The sequence below is a fragment of the Escherichia sp. XD33 genome (assembly GCF_019375075.1).
Lineage (GTDB): Bacteria > Pseudomonadota > Gammaproteobacteria > Enterobacterales > Enterobacteriaceae > Enterobacter > Enterobacter flexneri_A.
In genome coordinates this window covers 224,972-240,728 of sequence record NZ_JAENDM010000001.1, presented here as the reverse complement: position 1 = coordinate 240,728, position 15,757 = coordinate 224,972, and the positions used below count along the sequence as shown (strand labels likewise).

Below are 15,757 nucleotides of genomic sequence, written 5' to 3'. Positions count from 1 at the left end.
TTTATTTCTGGCGACATTCTTTATATACACTTCATCCTTCAAGCCGCCTCTGCCTTGGCTGCGTTCGCTCCCCCGAATCACTTACCTGAGTAAGCTCATCGGGATTCGCTCACTTGCCGCCTTGATGCAACTTGAATGATTTTGTGTATAGATTGCCGGGCGCATTGCGCTTACCCGGCTTACAGAACAAAAAGATTAAAACGTGGTGGGCGTATGGGCGCTGATAATTCGGCAAATACCTGCCGACGTATTACTGAAACTGTGCGGGATGCCGGTATTAATGGCATAACTTTGCCCCGCGACGAGGTGGTAATCCTGACCATTAATCGTCAGAACAATTTCACCTTCCAGTACAGTGCCTATTTCCTCACCCTGATGCTTAATTCTTTCCCCAGTGGTTGTGCCCGGCTGGTACGTTTCAAAGATCATCGCCAGCGTGCGATTCGGGTTACCGTTATGAACCAGCTTCATTGACACACCCTGACTACCCATCTCAATTAAGTCGTCCTGATTAATGACGACCTGCGGCTCATCAGGTTTTTCCGGCTCGGAAAAGAATTCCGAGAGTGACAGACCATACACCTTCAGCAGCTTTTGCAGCGTACTGATGGCAGGGCTGACTTTATCTTGTTCTATCGTACTGATAGCACTGTGAGTCAGCCCGGAGAGTTCGGCGGCACGACGTTGTGAAAGCCCCTGCTGCTGGCGGATTTCCGACAAGCGTTTTCCTGGCGCCAGTCCCTCATCACTCATATTTGCATTTCCTTAAACTGTAGTGGTCAGAGTCGCTGTTTTTCAGCGATATGGTGCTGACAAGCGGTGATAAAGCCCTCGAACAATATACGCGAAAGCGCGTACTCGCTACTGTTCCATTCCGGGTGCCACTGTACGCCCAGCGCAAAAGGATGATTGATGACGCTAACCGCCTCAACTAAGCCATCCGGCGAGCGAGCTTCAACACGCAACCGTGGGCTAACGACCTTCGCCCCTTGTCCATGTAGAGAGTTTACCCAAAAGTTGCTACATTCAGGTAACAACGCAGACAGTAATCCCCCCTCTTCAACCTGAACTTCATGCGACGGTGCATATTGCTGTTCCACCGGCAGTTCGGGATCTTCCCGATGTTCCAGCAATTCAGGCTGTTCGCACAGCTTGCGATGCAACGAACCACCGGTTGCCACCACCAGTTCTTGTAAACCCCGGCAGATGGCGAAAATGGGGATGCGCCTTTCGAGTGCGGCATTAATTATCGCCATGCTCAGAAGATCACGCCCGGGATCGGCGTCAGGCTCATCGCCGTTTTCACCATATAGGTGCGGCTGCACATTGCTGGGACTACCAGGAAGATAAATGCCATCGAGTTTCGGCAAAAGTTGTTCAAGTAACGACGGTTCCGCCAGCGCATGTGGTAGCGCAATTGGCAAGCCGCCTGCGTGGATGATGGCATTCAGGTACTTTTCTTGCAGAGTCTGGGTCGCATGACCCTTAAGCCTGTTCCTGCACATTATGACACCGATAACCGGATTGTTCATTATATTTTCCATGCTCAATCTCACAAAGTGGACTAAATTATCGCCATTACTGCGCTTTAAATGACCTTTATGTTCAATATTTTTTCAATCTAGCAGTGGGTTTTCATTTTTGCAAACTCAATTTAACATTTGACAAACATTTAGTTTGCATACAGATTCGAATGGTGGTCATTATATTTTACGCTTTGATAACGAGCGGAAAACAAACCAAAGGCGAAGAATCATGGAAACCAATATCGTTGAAGTAGAGAACTTTGTTCAGCAGTCAGAAGAGAGGCGGGGTAGCGCCTTTACGCAGGAAGTGAAACGCTACCTGGAGCGCTACCCGAATACGCAATATGTTGATGTTTTACTTACTGATTTGAATGGTTGCTTCCGTGGAAAACGTATCCCTGTTGCAAGCCTGAAGAAGTTGGAGAAAGGGTGTTATTTCCCGGCCTCGGTGTTTGCAATGGATATTCTGGGCAACGTAGTAGAAGAAGCGGGTCTGGGTCAGGAAATGGGCGAGCCGGATCGTACTTGTGTTCCTGTTCTCGGTTCCTTAACCCCTTCTGCCGCCGATCCAGAGTTTATCGGTCAGATGCTCCTGACCATGGTCGATGAAGATGGCGCTCCCTTTGACGTTGAGCCGCGGAACGTTCTTAACCGCCTGTGGCAGCAGCTACGCCAGCGCGGATTGTTCCCGGTTGTAGCGGTAGAGCTGGAGTTCTATTTACTGGATCGTCAGCGCGACGCTGAAGGGTATCTGCAACCGCCCTGCGCGCCCGGCACCGATGACCGCAATACACAAAGCCAGGTTTACTCCGTTGATAACCTCAACCACTTCGCCGACGTGCTCAATGATATTGATGAACTGGCGCAGTTACAGTTAATTCCCGCCGACGGTGCGGTCGCCGAAGCCTCGCCGGGTCAGTTTGAAATCAACCTTTACCATACCGATAACGTGCTGGAAGCCTGCGATGATGCGCTGGCGCTAAAACGCCTGGTGCGTCTGATGGCAGAAAAGCATAAGATGCACGCCACTTTTATGGCGAAGCCGTATGAAGAGCACGCGGGCAGCGGGATGCATATCCATATCAGTATGCAAAATAATCGTGGCGAGAACGTGCTTTCTGACGCGGAAGGCGAAGATTCGCCGCTGCTGAAAAAAATGCTCGCCGGAATGATCGATCTGATGCCGTCATCAATGGCGTTGCTGGCACCAAACGTGAACTCGTATCGCCGCTTCCAGCCGGGGATGTATGTACCGACGCAGGCGTCGTGGGGCCATAACAACCGCACCGTCGCCCTGCGTATTCCATGCGGCGATCGTCATAATCACCGCGTGGAATATCGCGTGGCGGGTGCCGATGCCAACCCATATCTGGTGATGGCAGCGATTTTTGCCGGTATTTTGCACGGTCTTGATAACGAGCTGCCGTTGCAGGAAGAAGTCGAAGGCAACGGGCTGGAACAGGATGGCTTACCCTTCCCGATTCGCCAGAGCGATGCCCTGGGTGAGTTTATCGAGAATGATCACCTGCGCCGCTATTTAGGCGAACGGTTTTGCCATGTCTATCACGCCTGTAAAAATGATGAGCTGTTGCAGTTTGAGCGCCTCATCACAGAAACAGAAATTGAGTGGATGTTGAAAAACGCGTAATACCCCTTGCGGGGTTGTTTCATCGGCCTGAGCGGAGCCAGGCCTGACATTTGCTGGTAATCCAGACATTTTCCGGATGTCGCGTTATGGAGCGCAGGCGGCAACGGGCTTCCGTTAACGATTAAGACTGTGACGAGGAAATGAGATGATGCCGATGATTAAATCCCCGCATGGCGAGGGAGGCTGCGTATGCGCCCCTCCTGCGACTGACTGGACTCCGCCCCCTTTGCTTCCCTTGCTAAACAGGTTTGATTTCAGGTCGACACGACCGCAAACCTTATTACGCAGGGGAGGCAGCAATTATGGCTATTAATTCACCACTGAATATTGCTGCGCAACCCGGCAAAACCCGTCTGCGAAAATCACTGAAATTGTGGCAGGTGGTAATGATGGGTCTGGCCTATCTCACGCCGATGACTGTGTTCGATACTTTTGGCATTGTGTCAGGCATTAGCGACGGTCACGTTCCGGCGTCCTATTTGCTGGCGCTGGCGGGCGTGCTGTTTACCGCTATCAGCTACGGCAAACTGGTTCGCCAGTTTCCGGAGGCCGGTTCGGCCTATACCTACGCGCAAAAGTCGATTAACCCGCACGTCGGATTTATGGTCGGCTGGTCATCACTGCTGGATTATCTCTTTTTGCCGATGATCAACGTTTTGTTGGCGAAAATCTATCTCTCCGCCCTCTTCCCGGAAGTGCCGCCGTGGGTGTGGGTGGTAACCTTCGTCGCCATTTTAACCGCCGCGAATCTGAAGAGCGTCAACCTGGTCGCTAACTTCAATACCCTGTTTGTGTTGGTGCAAATCTCCATCATGGTGGTGTTTATCTTCCTGGTGGTTCAGGGACTGCATAAAGGAGAAGGCGTTGGCACGGTCTGGTCGTTACAGCCGTTTATCAGCGAGAACGCGCATCTGATTCCGATTATTACCGGGGCGACGATCGTCTGCTTCTCTTTCCTTGGTTTCGATGCAGTGACCACACTTTCGGAAGAGACACCAGACGCCGCACGCGTGATCCCGAAAGCCATCTTCCTGACGGCGGTCTATGGTGGCGTTATCTTTATCGCGGCGTCGTTCTTTATGCAGCTGTTCTTCCCCGATATCAGCCGCTTTAAAGACCCGGACGCCGCACTGCCTGAAATTGCACTCTACGTCGGCGGTAAGCTGTTCCAGTCGATTTTCCTTTGCACCACGTTTGTGAACACGTTAGCGTCTGGCCTGGCCTCACATGCCAGCGTGTCACGTCTGCTGTATGTGATGGGGCGCGACAATGTGTTTCCGGAGCGCGTGTTTGGCTATGTGCATCCGAAATGGCGGACTCCGGCACTGAACGTCATTATGGTCGGGATTGTCGCGATGTCGGCGCTGTTCTTCGATTTAGTTACCGCCACAGCGTTAATTAACTTCGGCGCGTTGGTAGCGTTTACCTTCGTTAACCTGTCGGTGTTCAACCACTTCTGGCGGCGCAAAGGAATGAATAAAAGCTGGAAGGAACACTTCCACTATTTATTAATGCCGCTGGTTGGCGCGCTGACGGTGGGCGTGCTGTGGATTAACCTCGAAGCCACCTCGCTGACGCTGGGTCTGGTATGGGCTTCGTTAGGCGGCGCATATTTGTGGTATCTGATTCGCCGCTATCGCAAAGTGCCGCTGTACGAAGGTGACAGAACGCCAGTGAGCGAAACGTAATAGTCGGATGCGCGCCGCATTATCCTGCCTGAGGGTAATGCGCCGCGCCATTAACTATAAAAAGATGTATGACCCGGATCACGAGTGCTATCATCCGCCCTTATGCTTAGCGCATTAACCCCAGGGGCAAATAATGAACCACGATATCCCGCTAAAATATTTTGATATTGCCGATGAGTACGCGACCGAATGCGCAGAGCCTGTCGCAGACGCTGAACGCACACCGCTGGCCCACTACTTCCAGTTACTGCTCACCCGTTTGATGAACAATGAAGAGATCAGCGAAGAAGCCCAACATGAAATGGCTGCTGAAGCGGGGATTAATCCCGTACGCATTGATGAGATCGCAGAGTTTTTGAATCAATGGGGTAATGAGTAATTATTTAATTGCAGACGATCGGTCAGTATCGTTGTCCGGATAAAGCGTTCACTCTGCATCCGGTTAAAATGACACGCATTGCAGCGTGCTTTAATGGGTTTCTCACGATCGTACCGCTCTGCTCCTCGCTAAGTTGTTCTGTGAGTTATAGTTATAGAGAAATCACGGGTACGAATGTTGAACAGATGGCGACGCCATCTGTTCAACGACCAACCACACGGCCCTCATTACGACCCCTGAACACAAACGGTAATGGCAAATGTCATTAAATATTAGTAAGATAGCCTCTTTACATAAAATCCCTTAATATTATGCGCCAGGTATTATCGTCTCTTTTGGTGATTGCTGGACTTGTGAGTGGTCAGGCAATCGCCGCGCCTGAATCTCCCCCGCATGCTGATATCCGCGACAGCGGTTTTGTCTATTGCGTCAGCGGGCAAGTCAACACCTTTAACCCATCCAAAGCGAGCAGTGGGTTAATTGTCGATACCCTTGCCGCCCAGTTTTATGATCGACTGCTGGATGTCGATCCCTATACCTATCGCCTGATGCCGGAACTTGCCGAAAGCTGGAAAGTACTCGACAACGGCGCGACCTATCGCTTCCACCTGCGTCGCGATGTTCCGTTTCAAAAAACCGACTGGTTTACTCCCACTCGTAAAATGAATGCCGACGATGTGGTGTTTACCTTCCAGCGAATTTTTGACCGCAACAACCCGTGGCATAACGTCAACGGCAGCAACTTCCCCTACTTCGACAGCCTGCAATTTGCCGATAACGTGAAAAGCGTCCGCAAACTGGATAATCATACCGTTGAGTTCCGACTCGCCCAGCCGGATGCTTCTTTTTTGTGGCACCTCGCAACCCATTATGCTTCGGTCATGTCGGCAGAATATGCCCGGAAGTTAGAGAAAGAAGATCGCCAGGAGCAACTCGACCGTCAACCGGTCGGCACCGGTCCGTATCAGTTGTCGGAATACCGCGCCGGGCAATTTATTCGCCTACAACGTCATGATGACTTCTGGCGCGGTAAACCGTTAATGCCGCAGGTAGTGGTGGATTTAGGCTCCGGCGGCACCGGACGTCTGTCGAAACTCCTGACCGGGGAATGCGACGTTCTGGCCTGGCCTGCTGCCAGCCAGCTATCCATTTTGCGTGACGACCCGCGCTTGCGTTTAACGCTGCGTCCTGGGATGAACGTCGCCTATCTGGCATTTAACACCGCCAAACCGCCGCTAAATAATCCCGCTGTCCGCCATGCGCTGGCACTGGCGATTAATAACCAGCGCCTGATGCAATCCATCTATTATGGTACGGCTGAAACGGCGGCCTCTATTTTACCGCGCGCCTCGTGGGCCTATGACAACGAGGCTAAAATTACTGAATACAATCCGGCGAAATCGCGCGAACAGTTGAAGTCGTTGGGGCTGGAAAATTTAACGCTGAAACTGTGGGTGCCCACACGTTCGCAGGCGTGGAACCCCAGTCCACTGAAAACTGCCGAACTGATTCAGGCGGATATGGCGCAGGTTGGCGTAAAAGTGGTGATTGTGCCGGTAGAAGGTCGCTTTCAGGAGGCGCGGTTGATGGATATGAGCCATGATCTGACGTTATCCGGTTGGGCGACGGACAGTAACGACCCGGACAGTTTCTTCCGTCCGTTACTGAGCTGCGCGGCAATTCATTCGCAGACCAACCTCGCCCACTGGTGCGATCCGAAATTCGACAGCGTATTGCGTAAGGCGCTCTCTTCGCAGCAGCTGGCGGCGCGTATTGAAGCCTATGACGAAGCGCAGAGTATTCTGGCGCAGGAATTGCCCATTTTGCCGCTGGCGTCGTCATTGCGTTTGCAGGCCTATCGGTACGATATCAAAGGTCTGGTACTTAGCCCGTTTGGTAACGCCTCCTTTGCTGGGGTGTATCGCGAGAAACAGGATGAGGTGAAAAAACCATGATTATCTTCACCTTACGCCGCATTTTGTTATTGATTGTCACCTTGTTCCTGCTGACCTTCGTTGGCTTCAGCTTGAGCTATTTCACCCCTCATGCGCCGTTACAAGGCGCGTCACTGTGGAATGCCTGGGTGTTCTGGTTTAACGGCCTGATCCACTGGGATTTTGGTGTTTCCAGCATTAACGGTCAACCGATTGCCGAACAGTTAAAAGAGGTCTTCCCGGCGACGATGGAACTGTGCATCCTCGCCTTCGGTTTTGCGCTGATTGTTGGCATCCCCGTGGGGATGATTGCCGGGATTACGCGCCATAAGTGGCAGGATAACTTGATCAACGCCATCGCCTTACTGGGCTTTTCAATCCCGGTGTTCTGGCTGGCGCTTCTGTTGACGCTGTTTTGTTCACTCACGCTAGGTTGGTTGCCCGTTTCAGGGCGTTTCGATCTGCTCTACGAAGTGAAACCGATTACCGGTTTTGCGTTGATTGATGCCTGGCTTTCGGACTCACCATGGCGGGATGAAATGATCATGAGCGCAATCCGCCATATGATATTGCCCGTGATCACCCTGTCGGTTGCGCCAACAACTGAAGTGATCCGCCTGATGCGTATCAGCACTATCGAAGTGTATGACCAGAACTATGTAAAAGCGGCGGCGACCCGCGGTTTGTCGCGCTTTACTATTTTGCGTCGCCACGTTCTGCATAACGCGTTACCGCCGGTTATTCCTCGCCTGGGCTTACAGTTTTCCACCATGCTGACGCTGGCGATGATCACCGAAATGGTTTTTAGCTGGCCGGGTTTAGGGCGCTGGTTAATTAACGCCATCCGCCAGCAGGATTACGCAGCCATTTCCGCCGGAGTGATGGTGTGTGGCTCACTGGTCATTATTGTTAACGTGATTTCTGATATTTTGGGTGCCATGGCTAACCCTCTGAAACATAAGGAATGGTATGCCTTACGATAGCGTATACAGCGAAAAGCGCCCGCCGGGCACGCTGCGTACCGCCTGGCGCAAATTTTATAGTGACGCCTCTGCGATGGTCGGCCTGTACGGCTGCGCGGGGCTGGCTGTACTGTGTATTTTTGGCGGCTGGTTTGCGCCTTACGGCATCGACCAGCAATTTCTCGGTTATCAATTATTGCCGCCGTCATGGTCGCGCTATGGCGAAGTTTCTTTCTTCCTGGGGACTGACGACCTCGGACGCGATGTTTTAAGCCGTTTACTGAGCGGAGCTGCGCCAACCGTGGGTGGCGCATTTGTGGTGACGCTTGCCGCGACGATCTGTGGCCTGGTACTGGGCACCTTCGCCGGGGCGACACACGGCCTCCGCTCAGCGGTGCTTAACCATATTCTGGATACCTTACTGGCGATCCCTTCGCTGCTGTTGGCAATTATCGTTGTAGCGTTTGCCGGACCGAGTTTGTCCCACGCTATGTTTGCTGTCTGGCTGGCATTGCTGCCGCGTATGGTACGTTCGATTTACAGCATGGTGCATGACGAACTGGAAAAAGAGTACGTTATCGCCGCCCGTCTGGATGGCGCATCAACGCTGAATATTCTCTGGTTTGCTGTGATGCCAAACATCACCGCCGGGCTGGTCACCGAGATCACCCGCGCACTGTCGATGGCAATTCTCGATATCGCCGCGCTGGGCTTTCTCGATCTCGGCGCACAACTCCCCTCGCCTGAATGGGGAGCGATGCTCGGTGATGCGCTGGAACTGATTTATGTCGCCCCGTGGACTGTCATGCTGCCAGGTGCGGCAATTATGATTAGCGTGTTGTTGGTTAACCTCCTTGGCGATGGCGTTCGTCGTGCGATTATTGCGGGGGTGGAATAATGCCATTACTCGATATTCGTAACCTGACCATTGAATTTAAAACCGGTGATGAGTGGGTTAAAGCCGTCGACCGGGTAAGTATGACCTTAACCGAAGGTGAAATCCGCGGTCTTGTTGGTGAATCCGGTTCCGGCAAGAGTTTGATTGCGAAAGCGATTTGTGGGGTGAATAAAGATAACTGGCGTGTTACTGCTGACCGTATGCGTTTTGATGATATCGATTTGCTGCGTCTCTCCGCACGCGAACGGCGCAAACTGGTTGGCCATAACGTGTCGATGATTTTCCAGGAACCGCAGTCGTGTCTTGACCCTTCAGAACGTGTGGGCCGCCAGTTGATGCAAAACATCCCAGCCTGGACCTATAAAGGCCGTTGGTGGCAGCGTTTTGGCTGGCGCAAACGCCGTGCCATTGAACTGCTGCACCGCGTGGGGATTAAAGATCACAAAGATGCGATGCGCAGTTTTCCCTATGAGTTGACCGAAGGTGAATGTCAGAAAGTGATGATAGCCATTGCACTGGCGAATCAACCGCGTCTGCTGATTGCTGACGAACCGACCAACTCAATGGAGCCAACAACCCAGGCGCAAATCTTTCGCCTGCTGACGCGTCTCAACCAAAACAGCAATACCACTATTTTGCTTATCAGCCATGACTTACAAATGCTTAGCCAATGGGCGGATAAAATTAACGTGCTTTACTGCGGTCAAACAGTGGAAACCGCGCCGAGTAAGGAGTTGGTGACGATGCCACATCATCCTTATACCCAGGCGCTGATCCGCGCGATACCAGACTTCGGCAGCGCGATGCCGCATAAAAGTCGCCTCAATACGCTGCCCGGCGCTATCCCACTGCTGGAACAGTTACCGATTGGTTGTCGTCTGGGGCCACGTTGCCCGTATGCACAACGAGAATGCATTGTGACGCCACGTTTGACGGGGGCGAAAAATCATCTCTATGCCTGTCATTTCCCGCTGAACATGGAGAAAGAGTGAGATGATCGAAACGCTGCTTGAAGTGCGTAATTTAAGTAAAACGTTCCGCTACCGGACCGGCTGGTTTCGTCGTCAGACCGTAGAAGCGGTAAAACCCTTGAGCTTTACGCTACGTGAAGGCCAGACACTGGCGATTATTGGCGAGAATGGTTCGGGTAAATCCACGCTGGCAAAAATGCTGGCGGGAATGATAGAGCCTACCAGCGGCGAGTTATTGATTGACGATCATCCACTGCATTTTGGCGATTATTCCTTCCGCAGTCAGCGTATTCGCATGATTTTTCAGGATCCTTCGACCTCGTTGAATCCCCGTCAACGTATCTCGCAAATTCTGGATTTTCCACTGCGCCTGAACACCGACCTGGAACCGGAACAGCGTCGCAAACAGATTATTGAAACGATGCGTATGGTTGGGCTGCTACCGGATCACGTCAGTTACTATCCGCATATGTTGGCACCCGGACAAAAACAGCGTCTGGGTCTGGCGCGCGCGCTGATATTGCGCCCAAAAGTCATTATTGCCGATGAAGCCCTCGCTTCACTGGATATGTCGATGCGTTCGCAGTTGATTAATCTGATGCTGGAATTACAGGAAAAACAGGGCATTTCGTATATTTATGTTACCCAGCATATCGGAATGATGAAGCACATTAGCGACCAGGTGCTGGTGATGCATCAGGGCGAGGTTGTCGAGCGAGGCAGCACCGCGGATGTGCTGGCATCGCCGCTGCATGAACTCACCAAACGGCTGATTGCCGGTCATTTTGGCGAGGCATTGACGGCGGATGCGTGGCGTAAAGATCGCTAATTTTCTGAATCCTCCTTCCAGATTATTCACCTCATTCTGACAAAAGATTAAATCTTGTCAGAATGAGGTGATAGATAAAATTAAATCAAATGCGCGTGATTTAAGACGCAATCTCACTTTGCAGGAACGAAAGCTCTGGCGATATCTTCGCAGCCGACGTTTTAGTGATTTCAAATTTCGCCGTCAACATCCAGTGGGGAGCTACATTCTCGATTTTGCTTGCTGCTCGGCGCGTGTAGTCGTTGAGCTGGATGGTGGGCAGCATGATTTAGCAGTTGCCTATGATTCCAGGCGCACTAGCTGGCTTGAGTCGCAGGGCTGGACCGTGCTGCGTTTCTGGAATAACGAGATTGATTGTAATGAGGAGACGGTGCTGGAGAATATTCTGCAGGAACTGAACCGCCGGTCACCCTCTCCCTGAAAGAGCGAGGGGGCAGACCGAGCCGAATAGCTGTTGTGGTGAAAACATGGAGACGGTGCTGGAGAATATTCGGCAAGGTCTGAACCGTCCCAGCCATCGCCATGAAAGGGTTAGGGGCTGTATGAGCCTGTTTGTTGCTGGGGTAACAATATTTGCACAATACGGTCCCCTCGCCCCTCTGGGGAGAGGGTTAGGGTGAGGGGAAAAGCGCCCCCCCTGCCGCAGCCTGCTCCGGTCGGACCTGGCAACTATAGCTACTCACAGCCAGGTTGATTATAATAACCGTTTATCTGTTCGTACTGTTTACTAAAACGACGAATCGCCTGATTTTCAGGCACAACAAGCATCAACAATAAGGATTAAAGCTATGGGTTTTCTTTCCGGTAAGCGCATTCTGGTAACCGGTGTTGCCAGCAAACTATCCATCGCCTACGGTATCGCTCAGGCGATGCACCGCGAAGGAGCTGAACTGGCATTCACCTACCAGAACGACAAACTGAAAGGCCGCGTAGAAGAATTTGCCGCTCAATTGGGTTCTGACATCGTTCTGCAGTGCGATGTTGCAGAAGATGCCAGCATCGACACCATGTTCGCTGAACTGGGGAAAGTTTGGCCGAAATTTGACGGTTTCGTACACTCTATTGGTTTTGCACCTGGCGATCAGCTGGATGGTGACTATGTTAACGCCGTTACCCGTGAAGGCTTCAAAATTGCCCACGACATCAGCTCCTACAGCTTCGTTGCAATGGCAAAAGCTTGCCGCTCCATGCTGAATCCGGGTTCTGCCCTGCTGACCCTTTCCTACCTTGGCGCTGAGCGCGCTATCCCGAACTACAACGTTATGGGTCTGGCAAAAGCGTCTCTGGAAGCGAACGTGCGCTATATGGCGAACGCGATGGGTCCGGAAGGTGTGCGTGTTAACGCCATCTCTGCTGGTCCGATCCGTACTCTGGCGGCCTCCGGTATCAAAGACTTCCGCAAAATGCTGGCTCATTGCGAAGCCGTTACCCCGATTCGCCGTACCGTTACTATTGAAGATGTGGGTAACTCTGCGGCATTCCTGTGCTCCGATCTCTCTGCCGGTATCTCCGGTGAAGTGGTCCACGTTGACGGCGGTTTCAGCATTGCTGCAATGAACGAACTCGAACTGAAATAATCGTTCTGTTGGTAAAGATGGGCGGCGTTCTGCCGCCCGTTATCTCTGTTATACCTTTCTGATATTTGTTATCGCCGATCCGTCTTTCTCCCCTTCCCGCCTTGCGTCAGGATAACGATTTCCTTTACGACCAAGGAGCGCCCATGGAACAACGCCACATCACCGGCAAAAGCCACTGGTATCATGAAACGCAATCCAGTACTACGGAGTATGACGTTCTGCCTCTGGTCCCGGAAGCCGCAAAGGTCAGCGATCCCTTTCTACTCGACGTGATCCTTGAAAAAGAAACGCTGGCCCCCTTCCTTTCATGGCTGGACCCTGCGCGTGTTCTTGCAGTGGATTTGTTCCCTGACCAGCTTACCGTGACCCGTTCACAGACCTTCACCGCTTATGAACGCTTGTCGACGGCCCTGACGGTTGCTCAGGTTTGCGGCGTCCAGCGGTTATGTAACTACTATTCGGCGCGACTTACGCCGCTCCCCGGGCCTGATTCCACCAGGGAAAGTAATCATCGGTTGGCACAAATCACGCAATATGCCCGCCAACTGGCTAGCTCGCCTTCTATTATCGACAACCGATCGCGCCAGCATCTGAATGACGTCGGTCTTACTGCCTGGGACTGTGTGATCATTAGCCAAATCATTGGTTTTATTGGCTTTCAGGCGCGGACAATTGCGACATTTCAGGCTTATCTCGGGCATCCGGTACGCTGGTTACCCGGGCTGGAGATACAAAACTACGCCGACGCGTCACTGTTTGCTGATGAATCATTACGCTGGCGAAGCAGCTATGAGGTGGAAAAACTACCTGAAGAGCACACAAAAAGTTCAACTGCAGAACTTTGCCAACTGGCCGAAATACTCTCTCTCCACCCTATTTCACTTTCCCTTCTCGAAAAGTTGTTAAACAGCACACGGGGCAATACACAGCCGGATAATCAGCTTGCGGCGTTGTTATGCGCGCGTATAAATGGCAGTCCTGCTTGTTTTGCCACCTGTATGGATTCATCAAATGAATATAAAAAAATCAGCACCCTTATGCGCAAGGGCGAAAATGAAATTAACCAATGGGCTGACCGTCATTCTGTTGAGCGCGCTACCGTTCAGGCGATACAATGGCTGACCCGAGCACCCGATCGCTTTAGCGCCGCCCAGTTCAGCCCTTTACTCGAACACGAAAAATCATCAACGCAGATTATTAATCTGCTGGTATGGAGCGGGCTGTGTGGCTGGATAAATCGCTTAAAAATCGCGTTGGGTGAGACATATTAACCTTGCCGCGTCAGACAGATTCGCGTAAAACTGTCAGCCGCTCTAATGGCCACCAAAATAGACAATTATGTTTCAGGACAACCCGCTGCTAGCGCAGCTTAAACAGCAACTGCATTCCCAGACGCCACGCGCTGAAGGGGTGGTAAAAGCCACAGAAAAAGGCTTTGGCTTCCTGGAAGTCGACGCGCAAAAAAGTTATTTCATTCCGCCGCCGCAGATGAAAAAAGTCATGCATGGCGACCGAATTATCGCGGTGATCCACAGTGAAAAAGAACGTGAATCCGCAGAGCCAGAAGAACTGGTTGAACCGTTCCTGACTCGTTTCGTGGGTAAGGTTCAGGGCAAAAATGACCGTCTGGCCATCGTTCCTGATCATCCACTCTTAAAAGACGCCATTCCTTGCCGCGCAGCCCGTGGCCTGAACCACGAGTTTAAAGAAGGCGACTGGGCGGTTGCCGAAATGCGCCGTCATCCGCTGAAAGGCGATCGTTCTTTCTATGCAGAACTGACACAATACATCACTTTTGGTGACGATCACTTTGTACCGTGGTGGGTTACCCTTGCACGCCATAATCTGGAAAAAGAAGCACCAGACGGCGTCGCTACCGAAATGCTCGATGAAGGTCTGGTTCGTGAAGATCTGACCGCGCTGGATTTTGTCACCATCGACAGTGCCAGCACAGAAGATATGGATGACGCCCTTTTCGCTAAGGCGTTGCCGGATGACAAACTTCAGCTGATTGTGGCGATTGCCGATCCAACCGCGTGGATTGCTGAAGGCAGTAAGCTGGACAAAGCCGCGAAAATTCGCGCATTCACCAACTATCTGCCTGGCTTCAACATCCCTATGCTGCCTCGCGAGCTTTCTGACGATCTCTGCTCACTGCGCGCCAATGAAGTCCGCCCGGTACTGGCATGCCGCATGACGCTCTCCGCTGATGGCACCATTGAAGATAATATCGAATTCTTTGCCGCCACCATCGAATCCAAAGCGAAGCTGGTGTATGACCAGGTTTCTGACTGGCTGGAAAATACCGGTGACTGGAAGCCTGAAAGTGAAGCAATTGCCGAACAAGTCCGTTTGTTAGCGCAAATTTGCCAACGCCGCGGCGAGTGGCGTCATAACCACGCACTGGTGTTTAAAGATCGCCCGGATTACCGCTTTATTCTCGGTGAAAAAGGTGAAGTGCTGGATATCGTCGCCGAGCCTCGTCGCATTGCCAACCGTATCGTCGAAGAAGCGATGATTGCCGCTAACATTTGTGCGGCCCGCGTACTGCGCGATAAGCTCGGTTTTGGCATCTATAACGTGCATATGGGCTTTGATCCGGCGAATGCCGACGCGCTGGCAGCGTTGCTGAAAACGCACGGTCTGCATGTCAATGCCGAAGAAGTGCTCACGCTGGACGGTTTCTGCAAACTGCGTCGTGAACTGGATGCGCAACCAACTGGTTTCCTCGACAGCCGCATTCGTCGCTTCCAGTCATTTGCTGAAATTAGCACTGAACCCGGTCCTCACTTTGGCCTCGGTCTGGAAGCATACGCCACCTGGACATCGCCGATCCGTAAATATGGCGACATGATCAACCACCGTCTGCTGAAAGCGGTTATCAAAGGCGAAACTGCGACGCGTCCACAGGATGAGATCACTGTCCAAATGGCCGAGCGTCGCCGTCTCAATCGGATGGCAGAACGTGATGTTGGTGACTGGTTATACGCACGCTTCCTGAAAGACAAAGCCGGGACCGACACCCGTTTCGCGGCGGAAATTGTCGATATCAGCCGTGGCGGCATGCGTGTTCGTTTGGTTGATAACGGCGCTATCGCCTTTATTCCTGCACCTTTCTTACACGCTGTGCGCGATGAAATGGTTTGCAGCCAGGAAAACGGCACCGTACAAATTAAAGGTGAAACGGTTTATAAAGTAACTGACGTTATTGACGTCACCATTGCCGAAGTCCGCATGGAAACCCGCAGCATTATTGCGCGCCCGGTCGCGTAATCTCCTTTCACGGCCCATTCCTTATGAATGGGCCGTTTATTTCCCCGCTCTACCTTCATCATATCCCGGCAG

At 52.1% G+C, this 15,757-nt stretch carries 15 protein-coding genes; 13 read left to right on the top strand and 2 right to left on the bottom strand.

Translation table 11 applies throughout. The features are described from left to right. Window positions 1-195: 195 nt before the first annotated feature. On the bottom strand, window positions 196-753 hold the full coding sequence (gene puuR / locus K0778_RS01260) for an HTH-type transcriptional regulator PuuR (RefSeq protein ID WP_001278727.1): 558 nt from the start codon (window positions 751-753) through the stop codon (window positions 196-198). A 26-nt stretch (window positions 754-779) separates the two neighbouring features. Continuing rightward, window positions 780-1,544: a gamma-glutamyl-gamma-aminobutyrate hydrolase gene (gene puuD / locus K0778_RS01255; RefSeq protein WP_063084843.1), complete on the bottom strand. Its 765-nt coding sequence runs from the start codon at window positions 1,542-1,544 to the stop codon at window positions 780-782. A 211-nt stretch (window positions 1,545-1,755) separates the two neighbouring features. Between puuD and puuA the strand changes: the two genes are divergently transcribed. The 13 genes from puuA (at window position 1,756) to rnb (ending at window position 15,685) form a co-directional block, all read left to right on the top strand. After that, window positions 1,756-3,174, top strand: coding sequence for a glutamate-putrescine ligase (puuA, locus tag K0778_RS01250; protein ID WP_001300763.1), 1,419 nt, complete (start codon window positions 1,756-1,758; stop codon window positions 3,172-3,174). Between the two features lie 148 nt (window positions 3,175-3,322). After that, window positions 3,323-3,487 carry a protein YmjE gene (locus K0778_RS01245; protein ID WP_120795382.1) on the top strand — a complete coding sequence of 55 codons (165 nt, stop codon included), beginning with the start codon at window positions 3,323-3,325 and terminating at the stop codon, window positions 3,485-3,487. Beyond that, complete coding sequence (gene puuP / locus K0778_RS01240; RefSeq protein ID WP_000996861.1) at window positions 3,477-4,862, top strand: putrescine/proton symporter PuuP; 1,386 nt, start codon at window positions 3,477-3,479, stop codon at window positions 4,860-4,862. The genes K0778_RS01245 and puuP overlap by 11 nt, the downstream gene beginning before the upstream one ends. A 133-nt stretch (window positions 4,863-4,995) precedes the next feature. Then, window positions 4,996-5,241: a YmjA family protein gene (locus tag K0778_RS01235; RefSeq protein ID WP_001015099.1), complete on the top strand. Its 246-nt coding sequence runs from the start codon at window positions 4,996-4,998 to the stop codon at window positions 5,239-5,241. Between the two features lie 311 nt (window positions 5,242-5,552). After that, window positions 5,553-7,196 carry an ABC transporter substrate-binding protein SapA gene (gene sapA, locus K0778_RS01230; protein WP_063084844.1) on the top strand — a complete coding sequence of 548 codons (1,644 nt, stop codon included), beginning with the start codon at window positions 5,553-5,555 and terminating at the stop codon, window positions 7,194-7,196. Then, the gene (gene sapB, locus K0778_RS01225) at window positions 7,193-8,158 is read left to right on the top strand and encodes a putrescine export ABC transporter permease SapB (RefSeq protein WP_000583277.1); all 966 of its coding nucleotides are present in this window, start codon (window positions 7,193-7,195) and stop codon (window positions 8,156-8,158) included. Before sapA ends, sapB begins: the two co-directional genes overlap by 4 nt. Then, window positions 8,145-9,035 carry a peptide ABC transporter permease SapC gene (gene sapC / locus K0778_RS01220; RefSeq protein ID WP_001146163.1) on the top strand — a complete coding sequence of 297 codons (891 nt, stop codon included), beginning with the start codon at window positions 8,145-8,147 and terminating at the stop codon, window positions 9,033-9,035. The genes sapB and sapC overlap by 14 nt, the downstream gene beginning before the upstream one ends. Further along, entirely contained in the window at window positions 9,035-10,027 is a 993-nt protein-coding gene (gene sapD / locus K0778_RS01215) for a peptide ABC transporter ATP-binding protein SapD (RefSeq protein WP_001128858.1), read from the top strand. Before sapC ends, sapD begins: the two co-directional genes overlap by 1 nt. A gap of 1 nt (window position 10,028) precedes the next feature. Continuing rightward, entirely contained in the window at window positions 10,029-10,835 is an 807-nt protein-coding gene (gene sapF / locus K0778_RS01210; RefSeq protein WP_000573407.1) for a peptide ABC transporter ATP-binding protein SapF, read from the top strand. A gap of 67 nt (window positions 10,836-10,902) precedes the next feature. Further along, window positions 10,903-11,256: a DUF559 domain-containing protein gene (locus K0778_RS01205; RefSeq protein ID WP_000565727.1), complete on the top strand. Its 354-nt coding sequence runs from the start codon at window positions 10,903-10,905 to the stop codon at window positions 11,254-11,256. Between the two features lie 367 nt (window positions 11,257-11,623). Beyond that, complete coding sequence (fabI, locus tag K0778_RS01200) at window positions 11,624-12,412, top strand: enoyl-ACP reductase FabI (RefSeq protein ID WP_000506490.1); 789 nt, start codon at window positions 11,624-11,626, stop codon at window positions 12,410-12,412. A 143-nt stretch (window positions 12,413-12,555) separates the two neighbouring features. Continuing rightward, window positions 12,556-13,683: a CMD domain-containing protein gene (locus tag K0778_RS01195; RefSeq protein WP_001335988.1), complete on the top strand. Its 1,128-nt coding sequence runs from the start codon at window positions 12,556-12,558 to the stop codon at window positions 13,681-13,683. A gap of 67 nt (window positions 13,684-13,750) precedes the next feature. Then, complete coding sequence (gene rnb, locus K0778_RS01190) at window positions 13,751-15,685, top strand: exoribonuclease II (RefSeq protein ID WP_063084845.1); 1,935 nt, start codon at window positions 13,751-13,753, stop codon at window positions 15,683-15,685. Window positions 15,686-15,757: the final 72 nt, after the last annotated feature.

Coding starts and splice junctions, on each gene's coding strand:
- K0778_RS01195 (WP_001335988.1), top strand. CDS start 12,556: ATGGAACAACGCCACATCACCGGCAAAAGCCACTGGTATCATGAAACG.
- sapC (WP_001146163.1), top strand. CDS start 8,145: ATGCCTTACGATAGCGTATACAGCGAAAAGCGCCCGCCGGGCACGCTG.
- sapF (WP_000573407.1), top strand. CDS start 10,029: ATGATCGAAACGCTGCTTGAAGTGCGTAATTTAAGTAAAACGTTCCGC.
- K0778_RS01245 (WP_120795382.1), top strand. CDS start 3,323: ATGCCGATGATTAAATCCCCGCATGGCGAGGGAGGCTGCGTATGCGCC.
- fabI (WP_000506490.1), top strand. CDS start 11,624: ATGGGTTTTCTTTCCGGTAAGCGCATTCTGGTAACCGGTGTTGCCAGC.
- rnb (WP_063084845.1), top strand. CDS start 13,751: ATGTTTCAGGACAACCCGCTGCTAGCGCAGCTTAAACAGCAACTGCAT.
- puuR (WP_001278727.1), bottom strand. CDS start 753: ATGAGTGATGAGGGACTGGCGCCAGGAAAACGCTTGTCGGAAATCCGC.
- sapB (WP_000583277.1), top strand. CDS start 7,193: ATGATTATCTTCACCTTACGCCGCATTTTGTTATTGATTGTCACCTTG.
- puuP (WP_000996861.1), top strand. CDS start 3,477: ATGGCTATTAATTCACCACTGAATATTGCTGCGCAACCCGGCAAAACC.
- puuD (WP_063084843.1), bottom strand. CDS start 1,544: ATGGAAAATATAATGAACAATCCGGTTATCGGTGTCATAATGTGCAGG.
- sapA (WP_063084844.1), top strand. CDS start 5,553: ATGCGCCAGGTATTATCGTCTCTTTTGGTGATTGCTGGACTTGTGAGT.
- puuA (WP_001300763.1), top strand. CDS start 1,756: ATGGAAACCAATATCGTTGAAGTAGAGAACTTTGTTCAGCAGTCAGAA.
- K0778_RS01235 (WP_001015099.1), top strand. CDS start 4,996: ATGAACCACGATATCCCGCTAAAATATTTTGATATTGCCGATGAGTAC.
- sapD (WP_001128858.1), top strand. CDS start 9,035: ATGCCATTACTCGATATTCGTAACCTGACCATTGAATTTAAAACCGGT.